21 protein-coding genes are annotated in these 24611 nt (G+C 45.6%); 20 read left to right on the forward strand and 1 reads right to left on the reverse strand.

Annotated features, from left to right (window positions below):
- The first annotated feature begins 112 nt into the window (after window positions 1-112).
- From pheS to QZ019_RS00635, 14 genes are all read left to right on the forward strand, one after another.
- Complete coding sequence (gene pheS / locus QZ019_RS00570) at window positions 113-1096, forward strand: phenylalanine--tRNA ligase subunit alpha (RefSeq protein WP_294564824.1); 984 nt, start codon at window positions 113-115, stop codon at window positions 1094-1096.
- A gap of 27 nt (window positions 1097-1123) precedes the next feature.
- Window positions 1124-3499 carry a phenylalanine--tRNA ligase subunit beta gene (pheT, locus tag QZ019_RS00575; RefSeq protein WP_295481576.1) on the forward strand — a complete coding sequence of 792 codons (2376 nt, stop codon included), beginning with the start codon at window positions 1124-1126 and terminating at the stop codon, window positions 3497-3499.
- Entirely contained in the window at window positions 3471-3776 is a 306-nt protein-coding gene (xseB, locus tag QZ019_RS00580) for an exodeoxyribonuclease VII small subunit (protein ID WP_295481578.1), read from the forward strand. The genes pheT and xseB overlap by 29 nt, the downstream gene beginning before the upstream one ends.
- An 8-nt stretch (window positions 3777-3784) precedes the next feature.
- A complete protein-coding gene (gene ispA, locus QZ019_RS00585; protein ID WP_295481580.1) occupies window positions 3785-4669 on the forward strand; it encodes a (2E,6E)-farnesyl diphosphate synthase in 885 nt (294 codons plus the stop codon).
- A gap of 3 nt (window positions 4670-4672) precedes the next feature.
- A complete protein-coding gene (dxs, locus tag QZ019_RS00590; protein WP_295481582.1) occupies window positions 4673-6553 on the forward strand; it encodes a 1-deoxy-D-xylulose-5-phosphate synthase in 1881 nt (626 codons plus the stop codon).
- Window positions 6554-6559: 6 nt separating this feature from the next.
- Complete coding sequence (locus tag QZ019_RS00595; RefSeq protein WP_294564836.1) at window positions 6560-7048, forward strand: YajQ family cyclic di-GMP-binding protein; 489 nt, start codon at window positions 6560-6562, stop codon at window positions 7046-7048.
- 1 nt (window position 7049) lies between these two features.
- The gene (locus tag QZ019_RS00600; protein ID WP_295481585.1) at window positions 7050-8333 is read left to right on the forward strand and encodes an AmpG family muropeptide MFS transporter; all 1284 of its coding nucleotides are present in this window, start codon (window positions 7050-7052) and stop codon (window positions 8331-8333) included.
- A 284-nt stretch (window positions 8334-8617) separates the two neighbouring features.
- Window positions 8618-9970 carry a Na(+)-translocating NADH-quinone reductase subunit A gene (locus QZ019_RS00605; RefSeq protein WP_295481587.1) on the forward strand — a complete coding sequence of 451 codons (1353 nt, stop codon included), beginning with the start codon at window positions 8618-8620 and terminating at the stop codon, window positions 9968-9970.
- A gap of 18 nt (window positions 9971-9988) precedes the next feature.
- A complete protein-coding gene (locus tag QZ019_RS00610) occupies window positions 9989-11221 on the forward strand; it encodes an NADH:ubiquinone reductase (Na(+)-transporting) subunit B (protein WP_295481614.1) in 1233 nt (410 codons plus the stop codon).
- Window positions 11214-12002 (forward strand): Na(+)-translocating NADH-quinone reductase subunit C, encoded by a 789-nt coding sequence (locus tag QZ019_RS00615; RefSeq protein WP_295481588.1) that lies wholly within the window; start codon window positions 11214-11216, stop codon window positions 12000-12002. The genes QZ019_RS00610 and QZ019_RS00615 overlap by 8 nt, the downstream gene beginning before the upstream one ends.
- On the forward strand, window positions 11999-12661 hold the full coding sequence (locus QZ019_RS00620) for an NADH:ubiquinone reductase (Na(+)-transporting) subunit D (protein ID WP_294564843.1): 663 nt from the start codon (window positions 11999-12001) through the stop codon (window positions 12659-12661). The genes QZ019_RS00615 and QZ019_RS00620 overlap by 4 nt, the downstream gene beginning before the upstream one ends.
- Before the next feature lie 2 nt (window positions 12662-12663).
- On the forward strand, window positions 12664-13263 hold the full coding sequence (gene nqrE, locus QZ019_RS00625) for an NADH:ubiquinone reductase (Na(+)-transporting) subunit E (protein WP_294564845.1): 600 nt from the start codon (window positions 12664-12666) through the stop codon (window positions 13261-13263).
- Window positions 13264-13272: 9 nt separating this feature from the next.
- Window positions 13273-14502, forward strand: a complete 1230-nt coding sequence (gene nqrF / locus QZ019_RS00630) for an NADH:ubiquinone reductase (Na(+)-transporting) subunit F (protein ID WP_294564847.1) — start codon at window positions 13273-13275, stop codon at window positions 14500-14502.
- 138 nt (window positions 14503-14640) lie between these two features.
- Window positions 14641-16506, forward strand: coding sequence for a hypothetical protein (locus QZ019_RS00635; protein ID WP_295481590.1), 1866 nt, complete (start codon window positions 14641-14643; stop codon window positions 16504-16506).
- Window positions 16507-16626: 120 nt separating this feature from the next.
- Here the strand turns inward: QZ019_RS00635 and QZ019_RS00640 are convergent, their stop codons facing one another.
- Window positions 16627-18414 (reverse strand): IS1634 family transposase, encoded by a 1788-nt coding sequence (locus QZ019_RS00640; protein ID WP_295481591.1) that lies wholly within the window; start codon window positions 18412-18414, stop codon window positions 16627-16629.
- A 292-nt stretch (window positions 18415-18706) separates the two neighbouring features.
- Here QZ019_RS00640 and QZ019_RS00645 point away from each other — a divergent pair, with 292 nt between their 5' ends.
- The 6 genes from QZ019_RS00645 (at window position 18707) to lepA (ending at window position 24609) form a co-directional block, all read left to right on the forward strand.
- Entirely contained in the window at window positions 18707-18916 is a 210-nt protein-coding gene (locus tag QZ019_RS00645; RefSeq protein ID WP_295481593.1) for a hypothetical protein, read from the forward strand.
- A 386-nt stretch (window positions 18917-19302) separates the two neighbouring features.
- Window positions 19303-19980, forward strand: coding sequence for an ImmA/IrrE family metallo-endopeptidase (locus QZ019_RS00650; RefSeq protein WP_295481595.1), 678 nt, complete (start codon window positions 19303-19305; stop codon window positions 19978-19980).
- A 428-nt stretch (window positions 19981-20408) separates the two neighbouring features.
- A complete protein-coding gene (rpoE, locus tag QZ019_RS00655; RefSeq protein WP_009143639.1) occupies window positions 20409-21005 on the forward strand; it encodes an RNA polymerase sigma factor RpoE in 597 nt (198 codons plus the stop codon).
- An 11-nt stretch (window positions 21006-21016) separates the two neighbouring features.
- Window positions 21017-21646, forward strand: coding sequence for an RseA family anti-sigma factor (locus tag QZ019_RS00660; RefSeq protein ID WP_295481597.1), 630 nt, complete (start codon window positions 21017-21019; stop codon window positions 21644-21646).
- 48 nt (window positions 21647-21694) lie between these two features.
- Window positions 21695-22606, forward strand: a complete 912-nt coding sequence (locus tag QZ019_RS00665) for a MucB/RseB C-terminal domain-containing protein (RefSeq protein WP_295481598.1) — start codon at window positions 21695-21697, stop codon at window positions 22604-22606.
- Window positions 22607-22797: 191 nt separating this feature from the next.
- A complete protein-coding gene (lepA, locus tag QZ019_RS00670; protein ID WP_295481600.1) occupies window positions 22798-24609 on the forward strand; it encodes a translation elongation factor 4 in 1812 nt (603 codons plus the stop codon).
- Window positions 24610-24611 lie beyond the last annotated feature (2 nt).

Here is a 24611-nt window from a genome sequence, read left to right on the forward strand (position 1 = left end):
CGGCATCGTGTTTTAAAAACAGATGACGATCTTGCCGTTACGTGCGATAATTATATGATCGTTTCAGTTTATTTTTGGGAAAAATTCCCGTTACTGTGTATGGATTAAACCGATGGACAAATTAGTCGAAGCCAAAGAAAATGGCGTAAATGCCGCCAAAGGCGCTAAAACTCTCCAAGAATTAGATACGGTCCGCGTTAATTATTTAGGCAAAAAAGGTATTTTCGCTCAATTTATGAAAGAGCTTGCCGCTTTGTCAGCAGAAGAACGCCCGCAGCGCGGCGCTTTGGTTAATGAAAACAAGCAGGCTGTTATCGCCGCGATTGAAGAACGACGCATTGCTATTGAAAAAGCCGTTATGGACGAAAAGCTTGCCAAAGAAAAAGTCGATATTTCATTGCCGGGTCGTCACAGCGAGCGCGGAAACATTCATCCGGTGACCCGTACTATCGAGCGTATTGAAGAATTATTCGGCTCCATGGGTTTTACCACCGTAGGCGGACCGGAGATTGAAGATGATTATCATAATTTTGACGCTTTAAATCTGCCTCCGCACCATCCGGCCCGTGCCTCCCACGATACTTTTATGCTTGAGAACGGTCTATTGCTTCGTTCCCAGACTTCTTCTGTGCAGATCCGTACTATGGAAAAACAGAAGCCGCCTATCCGCATCATCGCTCCGGGCCGCGTGTACCGTAACGATTACGATATGACCCATACCCCGATGTTCCATCAGGTTGAAGGCCTTTTGGTTGAAGAGCATTCGTCTTTTGCCGAGTTAAAGGGCGTTTTATACGAGTTTTTGCGTAACTTCTTTGAAGAAGAGCTTGAGGTGCGCTTCCGTCCGTCCTATTTCCCGTTTACCGAGCCGTCAGCCGAGGTTGACGTTAAGCGTAAAGGCGGCAAATGGCTTGAAGTTTTAGGCTGCGGTATGGTTCATCCCAACGTGCTTAAGAATGTCGGCGTTGACCCTGAAAAATACGTGGGCTTTGCCTTCGGTATGGGCGTTGAGCGCCTTACCATGCTGCGCTACGGCGTAAATGATTTACGCGCTTTCTTTGAAAACGACATGCGTTTCTTAAAGCAGTTTGCTTAATCGGAATTTAAGACGGAATTAAAGAAAATGAGATTTAATAAAAAGTGGATTGATACTTGGGTTCCCAATACCTTAAGCGCAGATGAACTTTCTGACATGATCACCATGGCAGGTCTTGAGGTTGATACCGTTTCTCCCGTTTGCGGAGAATTTGACAAAGTCGTCGTAGGTAAAGTTGTCGAGTGCTTTAACCATCCTGATTCCGATCACTTGCACGTAACCAAGGTTGATGCGGGCACAGGTGAGCTTTTGCAGATTGTCTGCGGTGCTCCTAACTGCAGAGAAGGTCTTAAGGTCGCGGTTTCCCTGGTCGGTGCCAAGCTTCCCGGCATTACGATTAAGGCGGCAAAGCTTCGCGGCGTTGATTCCTGCGGCATGCTTTGCTCTTATGCTGAACTTGGAATGGCCGAAGAGTCTGACGGCATTATCGAGCTTCCTGAGGATGCTCCTATCGGTATGGATGTCCATGAGTACATGCAGCTTGATGACAGCGCTATCGAAGTAGACCTTACCACCAACCGTCCTGATTGCCTCGGCATTCGCGGTCTTGCCCGCGAAGTGGGCGTATTGCTTAATACCGACGTGCATGAGCCTGATTTTAAGAACGTTCCTGCCACATGTGAGGATATTTTCCCGGTTGAGGTAGAGGCCCCTGAGGCTTGCCCGCGTTATTTGTGCAGAATCATTCACGGCGTCAACCAGAAGGCCAAAAGTCCTTTGTGGATGACCGAAAGACTGCGCCGCTGCGGCATCCGCTCCGTGTCACCCATCGTTGACGTCACCAATTACGTGATGCTTGAGCTGTGCCAGCCGCTGCATTCTTTTGATTTAAATAATTTAAATGAAAAAATTATCGTCAGAATGGCAAAAGAGGGCGAAAAGCTTACCTTGCTGTCAGGCGATGAGGTTGCGTTAAAGCCTAATACTTTGGTAATTGCCGACGCCAAGGGACCGGTTGCCCTTGCCGGAATCTTCGGCGGCTTGAATTCAGGCATCAACGATGCTACCACCGACGTTCTGCTTGAGGCTGCTTTCTTCTCTCCGGTTGCCATCAAAGGACGCGCCCGTGAGTACGGACTTAATACCGATGCTTCACATCGTTACGAGCGCGGAGTCGATCCTTTTGTGCAGCGTCTTGCCATGGAACGCGCTACCGATTTGCTGCTGCAGATTGCAGGCGGCACGGCAGGTCCTATAAACGGCGTCGAGCATGAAGATCTCTTGCCCGTTTATAATCCTATTGCCTTGCGCCGCGATCGCCTTGCCAAAGTTTTAGGCAAGCGCATTGACGATGACGAAGTCTTTAATATTTTGTCGCGTCTTGATTTAAATCCGACCAAGACCGCCGACGGCTTTACCGCCACTTCCCCGAGCTTCCGTTTTGATATCGCGATTGAAGAGGATTTAATCGAGGAAGTTGCAAGAATTCACGGCTACAACAATATTGAAAACAGTCTGCCGGTTTCCGATTTGTACATGACCCATGAGGCGGAGCATGTAGTTAAGGATAGAAGAATAAGGGACGTCATGACCGATAACGGTTATCTTGAGGCCATTACTTATTCCTTTACCGATCCTAAAGTGTTAAGCGTATTTGACGATGCACATCCTTTGATGCTTACCTCTCCGATTTCATCCGAGATGTCGGCGATGCGTACCACTTTGCTTGCAAGCCTTGCCGTGGTCGCCAAATATAATGTCAACCGTCAGCAAAAGCGCGTACGTTTGTTTGAAAACGGTTTGCGCTACATTATCGACAAGGACGCGGAGAACGGAGTCCGTCAGGAAGCAATGCTTGCCGGTATCTGCGTCGGTGATAACGATGATGAGTTGTGGAATATAAAGAGCCGTCCCGTCGATTTCTTTGACGTTAAAGGCACCGTGGAAGCCGTTTTGTCATTAACTGCCGATCCTAAGGCCTTTAAGTGGGTTCGTACTCAATGTAAGTTCCTGCACCCTGGTCAGGGCGCTGATCTTTATTTAAACGGACGTAAAGTCGGCGTAGTCGGCATGCTGCATCCTCTTGCTCAAAAAGCTTTGGGCTTTAAGCAGCCTGTCGGCGTATTTGAAATTGAAAAATCTGCGATTGTTACGCGCAAAATCCCGCTTTATGCACCGATCTCCAAGTTCCCGTCCGTACGTCGTGATTTTGCTTTCGTCTTGAATAAGGATGTTGAGGCAGTAGCCGTCGTCGATTTGATTAAGGGCATAAGCCCGATAATCAAAGAAGTACGCGTCTTTGACGTCTTTGAGGATGCATCACTTGGCGACAAGCGCAGTCTTGCTTTAGGCGTTATTTTCCAGGATCCTGACCGCACTCTTGAGGACAGTGTGGTCGAAGATCTGGCAAATAAGATTGTCGCAGGCGTCAAAAATGACTTTGACGGCGATTTGCGCGCTTAATGACGGAGCAATTATGGCAGGGAAAAAAGATCTTAGTTTGGAAGAGCGGCTTTCGGAGCTTGAACAGCTTGTAGCCGCGCTTGAAAACGGTCAGATGTCAATTGACGATGCCATTGCCGCTTACGGCAAAGGCATGGAGCTCGTGCTTTCCTGCCGTAAAAGTCTTGATGAAATGACGCAGAAAGTCACACTTGCAAGACTTAAAGTACAAAAACAGCTTGAAGAAGCGGAACAAAGCAAAGCGGACGCAGCGGATTCAGACGACGTCCCTTTTTAGGAGGAAGCGTGGAGTTAAATGAATTTGCCCTATGGGTTAAAAATAGGGTTAACTCTTTTATGCAGTCGCGTCTTGATGCTTTTGACGGATGTGCTCCGTCATTGAAGGAAGCAATGAGCTACGGTCTTATATTAGGCGGTAAGAGATCGCGCCCGCTGCTTGTTTATGCAACCGGAAAGGCATTGGGCGCAAGCGATGCGGTACTTGATTATGCCGCGGCCGCGGTCGAATGCATTCACGCTTATTCCCTTATTCATGACGACATGCCTGAAATGGACGATGATGAGCTGCGCCGCGGCCATCCAACGGTTCATAAGAAGTTCGGGCAGGCTACCGCTTTACTTGCAGGCGACGCGCTGCAGACTTTAGGCTTTGAATTTGCCAGTGATAAAAAATCAGGTCTTAGCGGAGAGCTTAGAGGAGATCTGTGTGCGGTTTTAGCCAAAGGCGCGGGATTTTCCGGCATGTGCGGCGGACAGGCCATGGATCTGGATGCCGAGGGCAAGCATATTCCGCTTGAGAGATTAAAAGTTCTGCACTCCAAAAAGACCGGGGCGCTGATTCGCGCGGCAGTCGCCATGGGTGCCGTTTGCGCCGATGCCGATGAAAAAACTAAAGTCGTTTTGGATGAATATGCCGCTTTAACCGGTCTTGCCTTTCAGGTTTGGGACGACGTGCTTGACGTAATCGGTGATACCGCGGTTATCGGCAAGCCGGTCGGCAGTGACGAAGGTCTTGATAAGAGCACTTATCCTGCCCTTATGGGACTTGAAGAGGCAAAACTCTATGCGCGGCAGACCGCACAGAAAGCACAAGATAAATTAAGTATACTAAGCTGCGATACCACATTTTTAAAAGCTTTTGCAGAATTTACCGTAAGTCGCGATCACTGATAAATGGAAGAAAAGGATTTAATGCCGCTTTTGGATAAAATTCATGATGCGGCCGATGTCAGAAAACTAAGTCGCTCTCAGCTTCCCGAGCTTTGCCGGGAGGTGAGGCAAACCTTAATTGATACCGTAAGTAAAACCGCAGGTCATTTAGCGTCGGGACTCGGCGTTGTCGAGCTCACCGTGGCGCTGCATTATGTGTTTGATACTCCTGATGATTTTTTGATTTGGGATGTTGGTCATCAGGCATATCCGCATAAAATTTTAACCGGACATCGTAAAGAACTTGCCACCATCAGGCAAAAAGGCGGATTGCACGCGTTTATCTGGCGCGGAGAGACCCCTTATGACGTTTTATCCACGGGACACGCGTCAACGTCCATAGGATCTGCCTTAGGCATAGCCGTGGCGCAGCATAAACTTAAAAGTAAGCGCCATGTGGTCGCGGTAATAGGCGACGGTGCGCTGTCAGGCGGTATGGCGTTTGAAGCGTTGAATCATGCCGGAGCCTTTATCGATAAGGGCGTAAATCTTCTTGTCATCTTAAATGATAACGAGATGAGCATTTCAGAAAATGTCGGCGGACTTGCCCAAGGATTGTCGCGGGTATTGTCCAATCCTCATTACGCCAAGCTTGTCGAGGGCGGAAAAAAGGTTTTGGAAAAATTGCCGGCGATAAGGCGTTTTGCTTTAAGGGCGCAAGAGCATGTCAAAGGCATGATCATGCCCGGTACCTTGTTTGAGGAATTCGGCTTTAATTATATAGGACCCGTGGACGGCCATGATGTCAGAGGTTTGGTGCAGATCCTGCAGAACGTCAAGGAAATAGGCGGTTTGCAGTTCCTGCATGTCGTTACCTGCAAAGGAAAAGGCTATCCTCCTGCTGAAAAAGATCCGATTTGCTATCACGGAGTCCCGCGCTTTGACCCCGCTGAAGGCGTTCATCCGACTCCTTTTCCTTCCGATCGCTCTTTTTCCGCGGTTTTCGGCCGCTGGATGTGCGATAAGGCGGCACAAAACGACAAGTTGGTCGGCATTACTCCCGCCATGCGTATCGGATCGGCGCTTGATGAGTTTGCCAAAAGATACCCAGAGCGCTTTTTTGACGTGGCTATTGCCGAAGAACATTCTCTTGTTTTTGCCTCGGGACTTGCCGCAGGAGGAATGCGCCCTGTGGTCGCGATTTACTCAACATTCCTGCAGCGCGCTTATGACAGCGTGTTCCATGATTTGGCTTTGCAGGATCTGCCGATTATGCTCGCCATTGACAGAGCGGGCGTAGTAGGTCCTGACGGTCCTACTCATCACGGTGCTTTTGATATCGCGGCGTTAAAGGCAATTCCCAATCTTATTATCATGGCGCCGTCATCGCGTGATGAACTTTATAAGATGCTAAACACCGGATTTAAGCTCGGCAAGCCCTGTGCGGTGCGTTATCCGCGTACTGAAGGCGCCGGCGATCTTGACGGTATAACGCTTGATGATACCGTAGAGCTTGGCAAGGGCAGAATCTTATGTGAAGGTGCTAAAACCGTATTGCTGTGCTTTGGCGCTTTCTCGCAGGATTATCTTGAATACGCTAAAACCAAAGGCTATACCCTTGTTGACATGCGTTTTATAAAGCCTTGGGATGAGGCTTTGGTTAAAGAGCTGATGAAAACTCATGAGCGCATCGTTACTGTTGAGGACGGTGTGGTAAAGGGCGGCATCGGTGAGGAGATTGCCTCTTTCGTGCAGCGTGAGCGCTGCGACAGGCAGATTAAAGTTTTAAATTTGGGACTTCCTGATCGCTATATCATGGAAGGAACCCGTAAAGAAATCATGCATGATCTGAAGCTTGACGTTTCAGGTCTTGATGAAACTTTGGCAGCTTTTCTTAAGGAGTAAGTAAATATGCCGTCATTTGACATTGTTTCGGAAATTAAAAAAGATGAACTGCAAAACGCCGTGGATAATGCCAATCGTGAACTGCAAAGCCGCTATGATTTTCGCGGCGTTGAGGCGGCATTTACTTTAAACAAGCAGGAGCTTACGGTTAAGGTCGAGGCTGACGAAGAATTTCAGGTGCAGCAGATGGATGACATTTTGCGCGGCAAGCTCGTTAAGCGCAATATCGAAGCTACGGCAGCTGAATTCGGGGAAATTACCCGTTCTGGCAAAAAATCGATTCAGACCGTGAAATTTAAAGAAGGCATTGATAAAGATCTGGGCAAAAAGATTATCAAGCTTATAAAAGATTCCAAAATTAAAGTTGACGCGAAAATCAATGACGATACCGTAAGAGTAAGCGGTAAAAAGCGCGACGATTTGCAGGCGGTTATTGCGTTAGTGCGCGGGGCCGAACTTTCCCAGCCGCTGCAGTACAACAATTTCCGCGACTGATATGGTCTCACAAGAAGCGGCAGGTAAAGAAAACAAGCCGACGCTTGCCGCGCAAATCTTTTCCAAAAACATGGGCATTTGTCTTATAACCGGATTTTCATCCGGTTTGCCGCTTTTTGTCCTGTTGAATCTGATGTCGGCCTGGCTGCGCAAAGAAGGAATTGATCTGAAAATCATCGGGATCATGTCGCTTATCATGATCCCTTATACCTGGAAATTTTTGTGGGCGCCTTTTTTAGATCGTTTTACTCTGTTTAATTTAGGCAGAAGGCGCGGCTGGATGCTTGTTACGCAGCTTGCTCTTATCGTGTTAATCAGCTCATTAGGCTTTTTAAAGCCGCAGCACTCGATGGCTTTGGTATCTTTTTTTGCGCTTTTGGTCGCTTTTGCTTCGGCAAGTCAGGATATAGTCATTGACGCATATCGGCGCGAAATCTTGCCTGATAACGAGCTTGGCCTTGGCAACTCGCTTTTTGTTAACGCCTATCGCATTTCAAGTTTAGTCCCGGGCGGTTTGTCGCTGATTTTAGCCGATATCCTGCCCTGGCACGCGGTTTTTACCATAACAGGCTGCGCTTTGCTGCCGGGCTTTATTCTAAGCGTCTTTTTAAAAGAGCCTAAGGTTGCACATACGCCGCGCACTTTAAAGCAGGCCGTGGTCGAGCCTTTTTCCGAGTTTTTAAAAAGGCGCGGTGTTTTTGCCGCTCTTTTAACCGTAGCCTTTGTCTTTTTATATAAAATCGGCGATTCGATGGCAACGGCGCTTGCCACGCCGTTTTATATGGATATGGGATTTAATCTCACGACAATCGGCATCGTCGCCAAGAACGCAGGCTTATGGTCAATGGTGGCAGGCGGACTGCTGGGCGGCGTCATCATGCTTAAAATCGGCATCAACAAGGCGCTGTGGCTTTTCGGTATTGCGCAGATGGTGACGATTTTAGGTTTCGTGTGGCTTGCGCACGCAGGCGGCGAAGGCAAAGCCGGAGTGTGGCTTTTAGCCCTGGTGATCGGTGCTGAAGCCTTAGGTACGGGACTTGGTACCGCGGCTTTCGTGTCCTTTATCGCGCGTGAAACCAATCCAGCTTATACTGCAACGCAATTTGCGCTTTTAACTTCCTTTTCTGCGGTTCCTCGTACTTTCTGCAATGCCGCGACGGGATTTTTGGTCGAGGGGCTTGGCTGGGAAAATTTCTTTATTTTATGTACGCTGCTTGCCATCCCCGGAATGCTTCTTTTATTTAAGGTCGCGCCGTGGAACGGTAAAGGGTCGGTCTTTGAGTAGGGCGCGTTTTTCCATTCTTTAAACATGCAAAATGATGAATTTGCATCAGTCAAGACGCTTTTTAAAAATTTTTAATAGATAGAACAAATTTTTTGCAAAATGTTGACGCAGTACAAAAGCGCGTAATTTTCGTAAATTACTTTTTCATATTTATGATAAAATTTATCCGATTAAGTCTGCTTATTTGAGTTTGGCTTTTATTACCAATAAAAATACCGCTCAATTTAAGAGGATTTGCAGTGGAGTAGTTGTTTTCTCCCAGAAGTTTAGGATTGGAACCGCCTATGATTAACATCAAAAAAGGATTGGACCTGCCGATCGGCGGCCAGCCTCTGCAATCTATAGGAGAGTCTCCAGCGGTAACTCACGTCGGTATCTTAGGCGTGTGTGATCATCCCGGCTTGAGACCTTCCATGGCGATTGAAACAGGCGACGTCGTCAAAAAAGGACAGGTTCTTTTCGAGGATAAGAAAAATCCCGGAGCACGTTTTACCGCTCCGGTTGCGGGAAAGGTTGTAGCCGTAAATCGCGGTGAGAGACGTGTCCTGCAGTCAGTTGTAATTGAAATTGATCCGAACGGCAAGAGCGTTGAGTTTAAGAAGACCCCGGCCGACAAATTAATGGATCTGACTTCAAAAGAAGTCATTGATGAGCTCGTCGAGTCCGGCATGTGGACAGCTTTCCGTGCCCGTCCGTTTGACAAGATCCCTGCCGTCAATACTTTACCGCACTCATTATTCGTCACGGCAATGGACACTAATCCGCTTGCCGCCGATCCGAAAGTGGTAATTAGCGCCGATCCCGAAGCTTTCCTCAATGGCCTTAAGGTGTTAAGCCGTTTAGGCGATTTCAAGGTATACGTCTGCAAAGCCGAAGGTTCTTTACCTTCCTGCACCGCAAATAACGTAAGCGAAGAAGTTTTCACCGGTCCGCATCCTGCAGGTTTGCCGGGAACTCACATTCATTTCCTTGATCCTGTTTCCGATACCAAGACCGTTTGGCACATCGGCTATCAGGATGTAATCGCAATCGGTCATTTGTTTACCGAAGGTCAGTACTACGGTAAGCGCGTCATTTCCGTTGCAGGTCCCTGCGCCAATAACCCGCGTCTGGTATCTACCTACCAGGGTGCTTCAGTAAGCGAGCTGACCGCAGGCGAAATCGCCAACGCCCCTCACGGCGTCCGCGTTATCGCAGGCAGCGTACTGTGGGGCAATAAGGCAGTAGGTCCGTTTGCATATTTAGGCCGTTATCATCTTCAGGTTTCCCTTATCGAAGAGGGCACCATGAATGAGTTCCTCGGCTGGATGGGTCCGGGCTTTAACCGTCATTCTGTATCCCGTGCATTCGCTTCGGCTTTCTTCAAACCGGCCGCTTATACCTTCAATACCGCTTTAAACGGCGGTCCGCGCCCGATGGTTCCTATCGGACAGTACGAGAAGGTATTCCCGTTTGATATGGAACCTACCATGCTGCTGCGTGCCATTGAAATCAACGACGTTGATCAGGCAAAGCTCCTTGGCTTGTTAGAGCTTGCCGAAGAAGACTTGGCTTTGTGCACTTACGCATGTCCTGGCAAGACCGATTACGGTCCTTTGCTCCGCAGAAGCTTGACTAAGATCGAGCTGGAGGGTTAAGCCGTGTTGTTAGAGATAATGAAAAAATTTGCGCCTATGTTTGAGAAGGGCGGCGTCCTTGAGAAGCTGTATCCTCTCTACGAAGGCACTTTTACCTTCTTATTCACCCCGGGCAAGGTAACCACCGGTTCAACTCATGTCCGCGACTTCGTTGATTTGAAGCGCATCATGATCATCGTATGGTTTGCCGTTCTCCCGGCCATGTTATGGGGCTGGTATAACGTAGGCAACCAGACCATCGGCGCTATCGCTTCATTGCCTAATGCCGCCGATATCGCATCCGCTTCCTACAAGCTCTTTAGCTATGACTATCACTATGCTTTAGTGCAGATGTTAGGCGGATCGCTCGGTGCTGATGCCGGCTTCTACAGCAAGATGTTAATCGGCGCAGTCCACTTCCTTCCTATTTACATCGTCGTCTTTGCCGTCGGCGGTTTCTGGGAAGTTCTGTTCTGCATCGTCCGTAAGCATGAAGTTAACGAAGGCTTCTTCGTAACCTCTATCTTGTTTGCCCTCATCGTTCCTCCGTCAATTCCTTTATGGCAGGCAGCCTTAGGTATTTCCTTCGGCGTCGTTATCGCTAAAGAATTGTTCGGCGGTACCGGCCGCAACTTCATGAACCCTGCTTTGGCAGGTCGTGCCTTCTTGTTCTTTGCATATCCTGCAAGCATTTCAGGTACCAACTGCTGGGTTCCGGTTGACGGCTTCTCGGGTGCAACTCCTCTTGCCCAGTGGCAGGAAGGCGGCGTTGACGCTTTAGTCAACTTCGCCGGTGAGAAGATCACCTGGATGGACGCATTCTTAGGTAACATCCCCGGCTGTATCGGTGAAGGTTCAACCTTAATGATTTTGGTAGGCGCCGTAATCATCCTGGTTACCGGCATCGCATCCGCCCGCATCATGCTCGGCGTTTTGATCGGTGCTTTCCTGTGCTCTACCATGTTTAACGCCATCGGCTCCGACACCAACCCGATGTTCTCCATGAACTTCATGTGGCATCTCGTTTTGGGCGGCTTTGCCTTCGGCTTGGTCTTCATGGCTACCGATCCTGTCTCAAGCTCCTTTACCAACAGCGGCAAATGGGCTTTCGGTATTCTGATCGGCGTGATGGTAATTTTGATTCGTGTCGTTAACCCGGCATATCCGGAAGGCATGATGCTCGCCATCTTGTTCGCCAACTGCTGCGCACCGATGTTCGACTACTTAGCAACTCTGCGCAATATTAAGAAGAGGAGAGTTAGCCGTGCTTAAGCTGAATAAAGATTCTGCTGTCGGAACTTTCGTCATCATCATTGCATTCTGCTTGGTCTGCTCCGTCTTGGTATCAAGTGCGGTAGTTGCTTTAGGACCGTTCCAGCAGGCTGCAATCGCCAATGACCGTCAGGTCAACATTTTGAAAGTTTCCGGCTACAACGTGGAAACCACCGTTGCCGACACTTATGCAAAGCATATTGAGGCAAGAATGCTTGACGTCGCTTCAGGAAATATCGTTCCTGAGATGCAGGCTCAGGCTGACGGCTACAATTTCGCTTCAGCAGCAAAGCAGGCTGGTGCTTCCGAAGCCATTCCGGCTGATAAAGATATCGCTAAAATCCGTTCACGCGCCAAGTTGATGCCGATTTACATCGCTAAAGATGATAACGGCACTCCGACCCGCATTATCCTCCCGTTCTACGGTCAGGCATTGTGGAGTACCGCATACGGCTACTTAGCTTTGTCAACTGACGCCAACACCGTTGAAGGCATCGTCTTCTACAGCCACGGTGAAACCCCGGGCTTGGGCGGTGAAATCGACAACCCGCGCTGGCAGGCCATTTGGCAGGGTAAGAAGCTTGAAAACGCCGACGGTGAATACGCTTTGAACATTACCAAAGTCCCGGATCGTGAAGGTCCCGGTAAGGACTTTGACGTTGACGCATTATCAGGCGCTACTTTGACTTCAAATGGCGTTAATAATGCCGTTCATTACTGGTTCGGCGATGCATATAAGCCGTTTCTTGACAACCTTCGCAAGGGGGAGATCCTTAAATGAGTGATGTAAAGGTCCCTACTTGGAGAGAAGCTTTCCTAGAGCCTCTTATCACCAATAACCCGGTGATGATTCAGATTCTGGGTATCTGCTCCACTCTTGCTGTTACCTCAAGCATGAAAACAGCGTTCGTTATGGGTATTTCCGTAACGGCGGTTACCGCTTTGTCAAACTACGCGGTATCCCTTACTCGTAATTACATTCCAAGCAGCGTGCGAATCATCGCTCAGATGACCATTATCGCTTCCTTGGTTATCGTCGTTGACCAGATCTTAAGAGCATTTGCCTACGATCTGTCAAAGCAATTGTCCGTATATGTCGGTTTGATCATCACTAACTGTATCGTTATGGGTCGTACCGAAGGCTTTGCTTTGAAGTATCCGCCCGTTCAGTCATTCTTTGACGGCTTGGGCAACGGTATCGGCTACATGGTCGTGCTCTGCATTATCGCTACTTTCCGTGAAATCTTCGGCGCCGGATCCTGGTTCGGCATCACCATCATGGAAACCGTTAACAACGGTGGCTGGTATGTTCCGTGCGGTCTCCTCGTAATGCCTCCTTGCGGCTTCTTCTTGGTCGGTCTTTTGATTTGGGCCGTCAAGAGCTATCGTAAGGAACTTATCGAGCCTGCCGAATACGATACTCATAAGGAGGATTACTAATAATGTTAGAACATTATCTTTCCCTCTTTGTTAAGAGTATTTTTATCGAGAACATGGCTTTGTCCTTCTTCCTCGGTATGTGTACTTTCCTTGCAGTTTCAAAGAAAGTTACCACTTCCGTAGGTTTGGGCCTTGCCGTAGTTATGGTGCAGATTTTGGCCGTTCCTGCCAACAACCTCATCAATACCTACGTGTTAAAGCCTGATGCCTTGATTCAGGGCCTTGACCTCTCGTTCTTGAGCTTTATTACCTGGATCGGCGTTATTGCAGCTATCGTACAGATCTTGGAAATGTTCCTTGATAAATTCGTACCGAGCCTCTATAGCGCCTTGGGTATTTTCTTACCGCTCATTACCGTAAACTGCGTTATCTTCGCCGGTGTGTCCTTCATGGTTCTCCGTGAGTACAACTTCGCCGAATCCGTCGTCTACGGTTTAGGTTCAGGTCTCTCTTGGGCATTAGCCATCGCATTGCTTGCCGCTATTCGTGAGAAATTAAAGTACTCCGATACTCCGGCTGGTCTGCGCGGCATCGGCCTGACTTTCATAACCGCAGGACTGATGGCCTTAGGCTTCATGTCCTTCTCAGGCATTCAGCTCTAAGGAGGTAACATGTTTACAATTGTGTCCGGCGTTGTGATGTTCGTTGTCATCATTGCAGTGCTGGTAGGTTTGATTCTTGCAGCTAAACGCTTCTTAGTGCAGGAAGGTGACGTCACCATCGGTGTTAACGGCGATCCGAAGTTGGCATTGACTTGCCCTGCCGGCAACAAGCTGTTAAACGATTTGTCCGATAAGGGCGTGTTCGTTTCTTCAGCCTGCGGCGGCCGCGGTGCTTGCGGTCAGTGCAAGGTTAAAGTCGTTAAAGGCGGCGGCGACGTTCTGCCGATTGAGTACGCACACTTCACCAAGCGTCAGATCCGTGAAGGCTGGCGTCTTGCCTGCCAGGTAACCGTCAAGAACGATTGCGAAATCGAGTTGCCTGCTGAAGTATTCGGCGTTAAGAAATGGGAATGCACCGTTATTTCCAATGAAAACGTTGCTACCTTCATTAAAGAGCTGCGCTTGCGCATCCCTGAAGGCGAGGAAGTTCCGTTCCGCGCCGGCGGCTACATCCAGATTGAAGCCCCTGCCCATACCGTTTACTACAAGGATTATGATATCCCTGAGCAGTATCGTAAGGACTGGGAACACTTCCATCTGTTTGACCTCGTGTCAAAAGTTGACGAGCCGACCACCCGTGCATACTCCATGGCCAACTATCCCGGTGAGAAAGGCCTTATTATGCTCAACGTCCGTATCGCAACTCCTCCGCTTCGCCAGCTTAAGGAAATCCCTCCTGGGATCATGTCCTCCTATATTTGGAGCTTGAAGCCCGGTGATAAGGTTACTATTTCAGGTCCGTTCGGCGAGTTCTTTGCTCGTGAGACCGACAATGAAATGGTATTCATCGGCGGCGGTGCCGGTATGGCCCCGATGCGTTCACACATTTTCGATCAGTTGAAGCGCTTAAACAGCAAGCGTCGCATCTCTTTCTGGTACGGTGCCCGTTCCTTAAGAGAAGCTTTCTATGTTGACGAGTTCAACCAGCTTGCAAAAGAGCATCCTAACTTCACTTGGCACTTGGCTTTGTCAGATCCTCTCCCTGAAGATCATTGGACCGGCCTCACCGGCTTCATCGCCAACGTCTTGTATGAACAGTATCTGAAGAATCATAAGAATCCTGAAGATTGCGAGTTCTACATGTGCGGTCCTCCGATGATGACCAAGTCTGCTGTGGATATGCTCCACTCCTTGGGTGTTGAAGACGAAAACATCCTCTTTGATAACTTCGGCGGTTAATAAGATCCTGAAGTTTATAAAAAAGCCGGCCTCGTGCCGGCTTTTACGATCTTTTTTGGACAATTTTAATTTTCTTTGAGCAAAAGTTAAAAAAAGCATTAATATATGGGGGCAAATTTATTGGATTATTTATAACTTATGAAATTAATTTTTCTGTTTCTTTTCATGCTGATAGCTCCTGTCGCGGTGGCTGTGGAGTCATGGGAAGCAGGCAGAATCGACTATGATGACGGCACCTCGGAAATTGCCGCTTTTATCAACACTCCCGAGAAAATTCAGCTGCAGATTGTGCTGTGCGCAAGAAACGAGCCGATTAATTATCGTTTTTCCCTAATTTTCCCCGAACCTTTAGAATATTCCGCCTTTTTTAAAGTAAAAGTATCGTCAGCAGGCGACACCACGCAGGCTTTTGCCGAGTTAAACGGCAATACCCTTGATTTTCAGCTTGACCCTTCCGTATTCGTGAACTTGCCGGATGCTCCTGACTTATCTATTGAATTTGAAAAGGACGATGCCGAGTTTTTGGGAATTCCGCAGGTTTTAAATATTCCGGTGTACGGAGCGGACGTAACGATTAAGCAGATAGCCGCCGAGTGCGGGTACCTTTGCGTCAATGAAGATTTTAAGTGTGAGTCGCCGCTTGTTTCTGCGATTTTATGGCCAAGAAGCGGTTTTATTGATGATTCGGTAAGTAAGCTTGATGATGTCTGTACGCGCGGCAGCGATAAAGCCTATAGCTTTAATTTAAGCGATAAGTGCAAGCAGGCGCTTGATTTACGTTTTGCGGCTATCGGTTTTGAGCCTCTTTCTTTTTTGGATAAGCTCTTTCACGGTAAGGATTCGTCATATGCTAAATATCGCAGTACCTGGAATGAGGCTTTAAGCGCTTTAAAGACCAAAGAAGATCCGCAAAAGCCTAAGGTTGAGTCTGAGATTGCATCTGAGGTTGATGATTATGATTGGTATTTGGCGCTTTACTCGATATTAGGATCGCGCAAGCTTACCAATTATCCTGCAAGCTATTTCGCGGTTTTGGATCTTGAGGAAGATCCGACGACGCTTTTATATAACACCGATTCACGTTATGACGTCGAGACTTTAAAGTATATGTCGGTATTGTTGCGTTCAAGTGACGATAACGTTGACAAGCTTATTGAAAAGGCAATATCCGAGTGGCGTAATTTTTATCGTGATTTAAGCGTGTCCTTGCCTTTAATTAAAGAAGCGCAGGCATTGCGTCCGCTTTTATACCGCAGCATGTTGTTAAGACTGTGGATACTCGCCGGCAAGCCGCAGCCGATTGAATTAAAGCAAGATCAAATGTTCGTGCAGGGTACGGATAATAAGTACAGCACGGATGATGCGCTTGAGAAAAAATGCGCTTATTTTGACGGCGTGCGCGGTGATGAGTTTTTCTATGCATCAAATGAATGCGTGGACGCGATACGCCAAACTTTAAAACAAAGCGATTTAATTAATGATGAGTATCATTTATTAAGAGAAAAATGGGATGACTATGCCAAAGATTGGCAGAAATCCATTTTTTACTCCGAAAGCGTGGATGACGCAGTGGGCGATCACCTGCTTACGGGATTAAGCCTGCCGATGCTGTCAGCATATAAAATTTATGGTTTTGGTGATTACTTTTTGCTGCGTGACTGCATTTCAAGCCGCGATCAGGATATCTGTTCGTTTGAAGAAAGAAGCTTATATAACACCTATCAACTGGAGCTTAATAACCGCTTGGCCGCAATTGACGCGGTATCGAAAGATGACGCGTTGGTGCTTAAAGCTTTAAGTGACAAATGGCAGATTTATTATGATGAGCTTGATAAATATTTAAAATCTCTTGTGGATACGCATAAAATTCCGGCATGGCGAGCTTATATGGTAAAGGGCGTTGCCGCCATCATGCAGACTAATGCGGTATTAAATGCCCCTTACTATAAAGAAGAGCTTCCTGATATTTCGCTTGACAGTTTTGACGGCGATGTGCAGGAATAGTAAAGCTTTATAGTTAAAAGCGCGATTAATTTAAAGTTTTGGTGAAAGCAAAAGCCTTACATCCCACATTGAGCAGTAATTTCTATTAATATTTTTTTATTATAGCCATCAGATTAGTTTTTAAAAATCCTGCCCGGAGTCCGGATCAAGATAAGGCTCATATTGCAGCGGACTGTAATATTTCGCTGTCTCAATCCCCAAAGCCGCCAAAAGCTGCATCAAAGGCTGCGTCAATCCCGATACATGCAGCCTGCCGGTAAGGGCAACATAATTAAGACTCAGATTGTTGTTCTCCATATATTTAAATAAACGCTTAAGCGTCGGCTGATTCTGTTCTTTTTTATGTTCAGGATCGAGGATGGTCAACTGCTTGGATGCCATTACCATGCGTACCCGGTATTCAAGGCATGAATAAACCAATAACGCTGTAGACATCACCCACAGCAGAGCCGTAATGCGGTGCGGTGTCTTAAGGTAAAGAGCATCGAGAAACAGCGTCGGATCTTTAAGCAGACGCCAATGCCTCTCAATAACGCTTTGTCGTTTATAGGTGCCGAGCAATTCGGCAGGCGTCCATTCCCGCTTAGTATCATTGGTGGCAATCAGGTATAAGGTTTCCTGAGCGATTGCTGCTTTTACCGCATTTTCATTTATCATTACCTTCCCCGTAACCTTTACACAGGCCAGTACGGTCGGAGCCGGCTCTCCTTTATGGGGGCGTCCGCGGGAGGTATGTTTGTATACCTCTTCGTATCCGATGCCGGATAGGACGCATAATTTGCAGCTTTTAAGCAGTTTCTCTACGGCTTTTTCCGCGTCTTTACGGCATTGACACGGGTCAGTGGACAGTTTCTTAAGTTTTTGCGTCAGCTTTTCGTATTCTTTTTGTGCCCTGCGTTGTACCGCGGCGGTCTTTTGCTCTTTAAGATTGCGGTTGTCGATAAGCAAAAGCCTGATGTTTTGTCCTCCGACTACGGCGTCTTCACACCACATGCATTTAACTCCGTCAGGAACTTCAGGATTGATGTCCGTCATTGCTCCGGCTGCGTTTAATGCTTGAGCAAAGCACTTTTTGGCAAGATTAGTGCCGTCAGGTACCCGGGTAACGATTTTGATGTTGTTCTCATAGGCTTTGATGAAGTTTTCTTCCGAATATAATGCACTGTCGCCGACAAGATATTTCAAGTCTTTAAACTGCTCTATGATTAACGGCCATGCCTGCGTCAGCGTTTCCCAAAATGATTTGTTGTCATGAGTATTGCCGCTTACCGCTCTTTGATATAAGGGCAGTTTGCTGCCGCCGTCACTTATCATTAAGGAAATAACCTGCGGCAAATCCGGTCTGTGGTCACGGGAATATCCCGCAGCAATACGCAAACTGCATTCTTCCTCATCTTTTTCACTGCCGTCATAGTGAAAGGAGGTTGAATCAATGTGCGCTTTGCTTATTTTCAAATCAAGTTTGCGTGCCGCCTTTCGGGCACACAGTACAAACAATTTCTCCGCCCCAAGCTCATACACTTCATCCAAATAACGGCTTAACACATGCCGGTTTAAATCTTCAGGCATAATGTCCTGATTGAGTAATGCACATAAGGGACGACGCTTATAGAATTCCACAGTGCCGAGCAAGGTTTGATACGGTACGTTTAACAGCTGCATCACCAACGCCTTGGTAACGGCTCCGCAATTTACTTTAACGTGTGAGCCTGCTTTGCCGATATATGTATCAATAAGCTCTTCAAGACCTAAATAATCGAACATGCCCGCAACCAAGCCGGTGGAGTCGAGAGATTGAGAAGTGACTGCACATCGGCTGCCGAACAAAGCGGCGGCATCAAGGTTATTACCGTTGAAGCGGATATCTGAGGTTAAATCTACTCTGCGGTGAGGACGGCGGACAGTCATGCAAAACTCCTTTGTTATTCAAGGATAATTTGCCTTAAAAACAATGCTGAAACCACCGGTAGAGAGAAAATTTGATCAAATCATCATATTTTAGAGATAAGTATTAATGACGGTGATCTTTATCATACAATTTCAATAAAAACATCTTGCAAAGATTGAACAATTGTGCACATGCTAAATTATCAAGCGGTAACCGATAGGATTAAATAATCCTAAAAATTACTGCTCAATGTGGGTTACATTGTAAAATTTAAAAAGAAAGTCTTAGTTATTAAATTCATTGGAAAAGTAAATGGCACAGTCTCTTTTTAGTTTCGTTACCAATGTGTTGTTTTATATCGCTATGGGCGGTATTTGCGTGTGTGCTTTTTGGGGATACGTGATTGTAAAAGATCCGATAAAACGTAAGAAGATCATGTCATACGGCTACTTTATTGCAGGTATTTATTTTGCGGCATTAATTTTGTCGTGTCTTTTGATGTTGATGGGTAGGCATTTTTAAATAAAAAACATTATTAACTTGACGTTCCAATGTAAAAATGAAATTGAAGTATTTGCCTGAAAGTCTTGGAGTTAAATTTTTATTGCTGAAAATCAAGTTATTGATACAACATTTATGCAACATTTCAATTTTTCTTAAATTTTACAAATAGTTATTTCTATGCGGATAAGCTTAATTTTATAATTTGCAACATTTTTCGTTGAAAGATTTTTTGTGTTTATTTTTTCGTAATATTGAGAACCTAAAATTAGATTTTTAATAAACAATTTTGATATAAGGTGTAAATTTTTTATAGAGGAGTTTTAGAGAGAGACCATAATATGACCGTTTATTTGCCGATAAAGCTGAACGTGCTTGAGTGGGCCTATAAAAGGGCAGGTCTTTCTTTGTCCGAACTTTTTGTAAAGTATCCGGGATATAAAAATAGAATAAGCGATTTAGATATTAAATTAACCATGAAGCAAGCTACAGAAATAGCTAATCATGTTCATATTCCGCTAGGTTTTTTATTTTTGAATGAGCCTTTTGAAGAGTCTTTGCCTATAAAAGATTTTAGAACATTAAATAATAAAGTTGCTAAAAAGATAAGCTTGAATTTAAGGAATGTTATTAATCAATGTCAGCTTCAGCAGGATTGGTTTACTGAATACGCTGAGGAAAACGATCTGGAAAAATGTTCTTTAGTAAATAAAAGTAATTTAGATGAAGATCCCAAAGATGCAGCTGAAAAATTAAAAATTTATTTGAATTATAAAGAGAAAGATTTATCTAAGGCAGATGATTACCGCAGATATTTAAGAGCAGTAATTGAACAGGCCGGAGTGCTTGTTTTTATTAGTTCTACGGTAGGAAATAACAATACTAGGCCATTAGATATAAATGAATTTCGCGGATTTGCTTTATCCGATCCGTATGCGCCGCTTATTTTTATAAATTCTTCCGATAGCGTTTCTGCACAGATTTTTACGATGATTCATGAATTGGCTCATATTATGTTGGGTGAAAGCGGCATTTCAAATGAAGCTATGGAAGACATATTTGTAAGCAGTCAAATTGAAAAGTAGTGTAATGCCGTTGCTGCAAATTTTCTTGTACCCGAAGATAAGTTGAAATTACTTTATGAGCAAAATTATAAGCTCAGTTTGTATGACTTGATTGTTAGTTTAGTTTTTAAATTTCATGTGAGCTCTTTAGTAATTTTACGTAGATTATACGAATTAAATCTTATTGAAAAAGATGAATTTTCTAATTTGTTTAACCGATTAAAAAAAGATGCTCTTAAAGAGTTTTCTCCGCATACGCGGAGGTGTTTCCCTGATAAAAGTGTCCGTGCTTATCAAAACGATGTTTTCTCTGCGTATGCGGAGGTTCTTCTTATTATATGTTTTAGACTTTTCTTTCCCTCTCTTGATAAATTTTTGTATACTTTGAAAAATTTTTTGAAACTTTTTTTAATTCTCCCAGTCTTAAATAGTGTGTAGGAATTGGATTGATGGAAAATCAGATGTTTAACGACAAAGCGCAAAACGATGCTCTAATCGTTGAACAAGTCCAAAAAGGCAATTCCCAGGCTTATAACCTGTTGGTTATCAAGTATCAGCACAAAATTCGCGACGTCGCTTTAAAGTTTACGAATAATCAGGCAGACGCCAGCGATATAGCTCAGGAAGCTTTTATTAAAGCATACAGAGCAATAGGCAGTTTTAGAGGAGAGTGCTCTTTTTATACGTGGATTTACCGTATTACGGTCAACACGGCAAAGAGCTTTCTTGAGAGCAACTCAAAGCATCGCTACGCTGTAGACGTCGATGCACCTGAATTTGAATCTCAAGACACTCAAGGAGTTTTAACCTCCAATGAATCTCCTGACCGACTTATCGAGTCGGATGAGCTTAAAAGAGTAATTTTTAAAGCTTTAAACGAACTGCCGAGCGACCTTAAGCAGGCAATTATGCTTAGGGAAATAGAAGGCAAGTCTTATGATGAGATTGCCGAAATCATGAAAACTCCGATCGGCACGGTTCGATCCCGAATTTTTAGAGCCAGACAGTTCATTGAGGAACAGATGGCGAAAATCTCAGGCAACTGAGGAGAATTTATATGACAGACGCTAAGCGTAATACAGTCGATTTAGAAAAGCTTTCCGAGGTTTATGACGGAGAAGAATTTACCAAGGAGCTTAATCTTAACAATGAGGAAATGAAATCTCATCTTGAGAATTGGTCTTTAATCGGCAGCGCTTTACGTGATGAACTTCCTGAAAAAGTCGATATGTCAATTGCCGATAATGTAATGGCGGCAATTGCTGATGATGTTAAGGAAGAGGCAGTACTCGAAGAGCAGCCTAAAGAATCCCCCGATACTTCAAACTTTAAGGTTCCTGCTTTCTTTAAGAAAGTTTCTTTATACTTTACTCAAATTGCCGTTGCAGCGTCCGTTGCCATGGTTACCATTGTCGGCTGGCAAACATACAGCGCCGGTGAAATGTCAGGCGTAATTGAGCCTGCATCTACCAATACCATGGGAGCTGTCGGCGGTTTGAATCTTGCAAGCTTCCAAAGTGACGATCATGAAGCTGTCATTCATATGAATCAGGTGCCTCGTGAGAATGTATCTGCAGTAGAGCATAGACAGTTAAGCGCTAAGCAGCTTGAAGAGTTGCGTCAAAAAGAAATAGAGCGCGTCAATTCATATGTAAAAGGCTATGTGCTTAATACCGCTTTAAAATAACGGTTGCTTAAATCTATGATTAAACGTTTTTTAGTAAAAGGAGCTTTAATGCTCCTTACTTTTTTCTGTGCCTCAAATGTTTTTGCCGAGACGGAAGAGGATAAATGCTTTAATGCTTTTAATGAATTGCGCGGCAGTTATTTAAAAGCTGAAAATCAAATGACGGTAAGCGTGTCAAACAGTTCCGGCATGACATTGCACCGTTTGCTGCATATTTATAAGGACAATAAAAGCATTTCCTATTGGGAAAACCTCAATGGTGAAATTCGCGGCTATGCCTTAAAAGGCGATGTCGGTTTTGATTTTAATCAAGATAAGGAATATGCAGGGCCTCTCACCTGGCATCAGACTTTAATTTGGGACAGGCTTTTTAATCCTGACACCAAGTTAAACGGTTTTTCTTGCGTGTTGACCGGAAGAACGCGTGTTGCAGGTCAAAGGGTAAGCTTAATTCGCCTTGCACCTAAAGATTCATACCGCTACGGCTATTTAATTGCTAAAGATGATGTCAGCGCGATGCCGGTAGAGCTTGCGGTCTTATCGCCAAATTCAGGCATAATTTCAAAAATCACCGTAAATTCTGTAAGCCCCGTTGACGGCTTAAATCTTGATTTAAGCGTTTTTGATAATTTAAACGGACACAATTCTGCGGATAATAAGGAAGGTACAAACGCTTTTACCAAAATTTGGCCTGAGCTTAATATTCCCAAAGAATATAAGCTCGTTGAGACAGGTGAAATTGAAGATAACGGAGTGTTGGTTCCGTATCAGCTTTTCTCAGACGGGCTTACGACTTTTAGAGTCTATAAAAATGCTAAGACTTCGGTAGTTATTCCTGCTTTAACCAACGGTACGATAAGTATCTTAAGGAAAAATTCAGGGGATTATGAGTATGCTGTAGTCGGTGAAATTCCGATACTTTTTGCCGAATCGGTTTTGTCAGAATTGCCTCGCTCATGAGCTAAAAAGTAAAAATGAAAAAATAAGCGTAAAAAGGCATGGCTTTTTCATAGAAAAACGCTTATTTTTCTTTATGATTTGATAAAATCTTGCTGCGCTGCGGCAGACGTGCCTAATGCGCTTAAATAGTAAAATTATTTCTAAAATTTAAAATAAAAAAATTCAGCTGATCGCGATTTATAAGGTTTTTTATGTCAACTGCTTACAATCAGAGCTTCGTTCGTAACTTTTCCATTATTGCCCATATCGATCATGGCAAATCCACGCTGTCCGATCGCTTTATCCAAGAATGCGGCGGACTTACAGAGCGTGAAATGCAGTCTCAGGTTCTTGATTCGATGGATATTGAGCGTGAGCGCGGTATTACGATTAAAGCTCAGGCGGTGACTTTAAAATATAAAGCAAAAGATAACAACGTTTATGAATTAAACTTCATCGACACCCCGGGGCACGTTGACTTTTCATACGAAGTGTCCCGTTCGCTTTTTGCCTGTGAAGGCGCTTTACTTGTAGTTGACGCAGGACAGGGTGTTGAAGCGCAGACTCTTGCCAACTGCTATCAGGCTATCGATCTTAATTTAGAGGTAATTCCCGTATTAAATAAGATCGATTTGCCGGCAGCGGATCCTGACAAAGTAATTGATGAAATTGAAGATATCGTCGGCATTGAAGCACATGATGCCTGCCGTTGCAGCGCTAAAACCGGCGTCGGCGTTATTGATGTTCTTGAACGCTTGGTTGCAATGGTTCCTCCGCCTAAAGGCGATCCGAACGCTCCGCTTCAGGCTTTAATCATTGACTCATACTTTGATGATTATTTAGGAGTCGTGTCTTTGGTGCGCGTTAAAAACGGCACCTTAAAGAAAGGCGATAAAATTAAAGTCATGAGCACGGGACAGAACTGGGACGTGGAGCGTCTTGGTATTTCAACTCCCAAGCGCGTTGACGTCGATGTCTTAAACTGCGGTGAGGTAGGTTGGGTAGTCTGCGGCATTAAAACCATTCACGGCGCACCGGTTGGCGATACCATCACTCATGCACGAAATCCAGCTGAATCACCATTGCCCGGATTTAAAAAGGCCAAACCTCAGGTTTATGCCGGAATGTTCCCGGTTGACACCGATGACTACAACGCTTTTAGAGATGCGCTTGACAAGCTTTCCTTAAATGATGCTTCCTTGTTTTTTGAGCCTGAAAATTCACAGGCCTTAGGCTTTGGCTTTAGATGCGGCTTCCTTGGCATGCTGCATATGGAAATCATCCAGGAGCGTCTTGAGCGTGAGTATAATTTAAATCTTATTACCACGGCGCCTACCGTGGTTTATGAAATTCTCTTAACCTCAGGGGAAACGATTCATATCGATAGTCCGGCAGCATTGCCGCCTATTAGCAATATTTCAGAAATCCGTGAGCCGATTGCCGAATGCCGCATGCTGATGCCGACAGGCTATGTCGGTCCCGTTATGACCTTATGTCAGGAAAAACGCGGCGTGCAGACCTCAATGGTTTATCACGGCGATCAGGTGGCGCTTACTTATGAGCTGCCGATGTCCGAGGTTGTGCTTGATTTCTTTGACAGGTTAAAATCCGTATCCCGCGGTTACGCTTCGCTTGATTACGGTTTTAAACGCTTTGAACGCGGTGATTTGGTGCGTGTTGATATCCTTATTGCCAATGAACGTGTTGACGCTCTTGCCATTATCGTGCACCGCTCAATTGCGCAGTCCCGCGGCCGCGCCTTAGTTGAAAAGATGAAAGAGCTTATTCCCCGTCAGATGTTTGATATCGCCATTCAGGCGGCAATCGGCGGTCAAATCATTGCCCGCTGTACGGTTAAAGCTTTAAGAAAAGACGTGTTGGCAAAATGTTATGGCGGTGACATCACTCGTAAGCGCAAGCTTCTTGAAAAGCAGAAGGCAGGTAAAAAGCGCATGAAGCAGTTAGGTCGCGTAGAAGTGCCACAGGAAGCTTTCCTTGCCATCCTTAAAGTCGGAAAGGAGTAAAA

The sequence above is a fragment of the uncultured Succinatimonas sp. genome (assembly GCF_905203285.1).
Lineage (GTDB): Bacteria > Pseudomonadota > Gammaproteobacteria > Enterobacterales > Succinivibrionaceae > Succinatimonas.

Excerpts from the sequence above, each read along its gene's own strand:
- QZ019_RS00665 (WP_295481598.1), top strand. The coding sequence starts at position 21,695 with ATGCTCCTTACTTTTTTCTGTGCCTCAAATGTTTTTGCCGAGACGGAA.
- QZ019_RS00605 (WP_295481587.1), top strand. The coding sequence starts at position 8,618 with ATGATTAACATCAAAAAAGGATTGGACCTGCCGATCGGCGGCCAGCCT.
- QZ019_RS00645 (WP_295481593.1), top strand. The coding sequence starts at position 18,707 with ATGGCACAGTCTCTTTTTAGTTTCGTTACCAATGTGTTGTTTTATATC.
- QZ019_RS00610 (WP_295481614.1), top strand. The coding sequence starts at position 9,989 with ATGAAAAAATTTGCGCCTATGTTTGAGAAGGGCGGCGTCCTTGAGAAG.
- QZ019_RS00640 (WP_295481591.1), bottom strand. The coding sequence starts at position 18,414 with ATGACTGTCCGCCGTCCTCACCGCAGAGTAGATTTAACCTCAGATATC.
- QZ019_RS00620 (WP_294564843.1), top strand. The coding sequence starts at position 11,999 with ATGAGTGATGTAAAGGTCCCTACTTGGAGAGAAGCTTTCCTAGAGCCT.
- QZ019_RS00635 (WP_295481590.1), top strand. The coding sequence starts at position 14,641 with ATGAAATTAATTTTTCTGTTTCTTTTCATGCTGATAGCTCCTGTCGCG.
- xseB (WP_295481578.1), top strand. The coding sequence starts at position 3,471 with ATGACTTTGACGGCGATTTGCGCGCTTAATGACGGAGCAATTATGGCA.
- QZ019_RS00660 (WP_295481597.1), top strand. The coding sequence starts at position 21,017 with ATGACAGACGCTAAGCGTAATACAGTCGATTTAGAAAAGCTTTCCGAG.
- pheS (WP_294564824.1), top strand. The coding sequence starts at position 113 with ATGGACAAATTAGTCGAAGCCAAAGAAAATGGCGTAAATGCCGCCAAA.
- nqrF (WP_294564847.1), top strand. The coding sequence starts at position 13,273 with ATGTTTACAATTGTGTCCGGCGTTGTGATGTTCGTTGTCATCATTGCA.
- QZ019_RS00595 (WP_294564836.1), top strand. The coding sequence starts at position 6,560 with ATGCCGTCATTTGACATTGTTTCGGAAATTAAAAAAGATGAACTGCAA.
- lepA (WP_295481600.1), top strand. The coding sequence starts at position 22,798 with ATGTCAACTGCTTACAATCAGAGCTTCGTTCGTAACTTTTCCATTATT.
- dxs (WP_295481582.1), top strand. The coding sequence starts at position 4,673 with ATGGAAGAAAAGGATTTAATGCCGCTTTTGGATAAAATTCATGATGCG.
- QZ019_RS00600 (WP_295481585.1), top strand. The coding sequence starts at position 7,050 with ATGGTCTCACAAGAAGCGGCAGGTAAAGAAAACAAGCCGACGCTTGCC.
- nqrE (WP_294564845.1), top strand. The coding sequence starts at position 12,664 with ATGTTAGAACATTATCTTTCCCTCTTTGTTAAGAGTATTTTTATCGAG.
- rpoE (WP_009143639.1), top strand. The coding sequence starts at position 20,409 with ATGGAAAATCAGATGTTTAACGACAAAGCGCAAAACGATGCTCTAATC.
- pheT (WP_295481576.1), top strand. The coding sequence starts at position 1,124 with ATGAGATTTAATAAAAAGTGGATTGATACTTGGGTTCCCAATACCTTA.